The sequence below is a fragment of the Negativicoccus succinicivorans genome (assembly GCF_018373335.1).
Lineage (GTDB): Bacteria > Bacillota > Negativicutes > Veillonellales > Negativicoccaceae > Negativicoccus > Negativicoccus succinicivorans_A.
Genome location: NZ_JAHAHH010000134.1, coordinates 1 through 1,256, shown reverse-complemented (window position 1 = coordinate 1,256; position 1,256 = coordinate 1). Strand labels below are relative to the sequence as shown.

The 1,256-nt window shown below is 52.7% G+C and carries 2 protein-coding genes and 1 pseudogene; all 3 read right to left on the bottom strand.

Annotated features, from left to right (window positions below; genetic code table 11):
* Window positions 1–406: NlpC/P60 family protein (locus KH813_RS06730; RefSeq protein WP_303994570.1), on the bottom strand; the 406-nt coding region annotated here is incomplete at its 3' end.
* Window positions 406–972 carry a DUF2163 domain-containing protein gene (locus KH813_RS06725; RefSeq protein WP_303994569.1) on the bottom strand — a complete coding sequence of 189 codons (567 nt, stop codon included), beginning with the start codon at window positions 970–972 and terminating at the stop codon, window positions 406–408. The genes KH813_RS06725 and KH813_RS06730, both read right to left, overlap by 1 nt.
* Window positions 969–1,256 (bottom strand): annotated as a pseudogene (locus KH813_RS06720) (hypothetical protein); the annotation flags it as partial. The pseudogene KH813_RS06720 and the gene KH813_RS06725, both read right to left, overlap by 4 nt.

Below are 1,256 nucleotides of genomic sequence, written 5' to 3'. Positions count from 1 at the left end.
GGTGTTTCCCCGCGCGCGTATAAAAAATAATGTCATTCGTACGCGACAGAATCGCACCGGCGCCGACATAGGCGTGAATAATTTCATCGCATCCGACGTAAATTCCCGCATGACTGCATACGCGACCATATTGATACAGCAAAATATCGCCGCAAGCCATTTCAGTAACCTCGTCGCAGTACTCTTCGGCGATTTTCCGCATGACATCTTCTTGCCGATGTAAATGCCACTCGTTGGAATAATCGCCCGGATCTAAACTGTCTCTGGCAATCAGTCCGGCGTCTTCCGCCGCGCCAATAACCAACCGGGCGCAATCGACACCAACGCCGCGGATTTTCGCATTATGCACGTATGGCGTGCCGAGCCACATCCGGGCCGCGGCCGCTAGTTTTTCGCCCGTGGTCATCAATACAGGCTCAACGACGTCGGCACAAACGGCGCGATTAACGCTGTACCGCTATCTTTACCGGCAATGCCGCCATACGGCGCCTGCGGATAGTATCGCCGCCGCGGGAAAGGCATATTCAACCCCTGCGTTTCCGCTTTCACGGTGAGCTTAATAGCGAGCCCGCCGGCCTTACTCACCTCTACTACACCGCCAAACAACGACACGTGCCCGATAGGTTCGTGGTTATCATCAAAAAATATGCGTTTCAGATACAACCTCGCCCGGTCGAATCCGCCTCCGTGCGCAAACTCGTTGACCGGTTTAGCGCCAATTTTATCCGATTCATCGGCGTAAATCGTCACGGTCATCTTGTCCACTGCAACACGGCTCATTGTTTTAATTTGAGTGCGCATAAGAATCATTTCATCATGGCGATACAGCCTGCCGTTATAACTCACATCCGCATCCGCGTCGGTCAGAAAGTACCCGACCCCATCGCGCAGACGCAACTCATATACGTCTGCGCACAAAAAATGCTTGCTGCCGTTCAGGTGCGCGTTCATTTTTTCACTGACTTGTTTCATCGGCATGTCACCAACTTAAACGATTTGGATTTATAAAAATCTCTAAACACCGCTTCCGCCGCGAACTTATCATCCGCCAGCATCACGCGCCAATAATAGGTATAGTCCGCTGTAATAACCGCGTCCGCGCCGACTGCATTCGCCAAACGAATCTCCCCGTTCTCAAACCGCGCCGGCACGACTTTACCATCCGCATACACCGTCATGTCTTCCACATACTCAACCGGTTCAAGATAACTTCCCCATCGGAGCACCGCTTGAAATCGCCCGTCACGACCATGCCC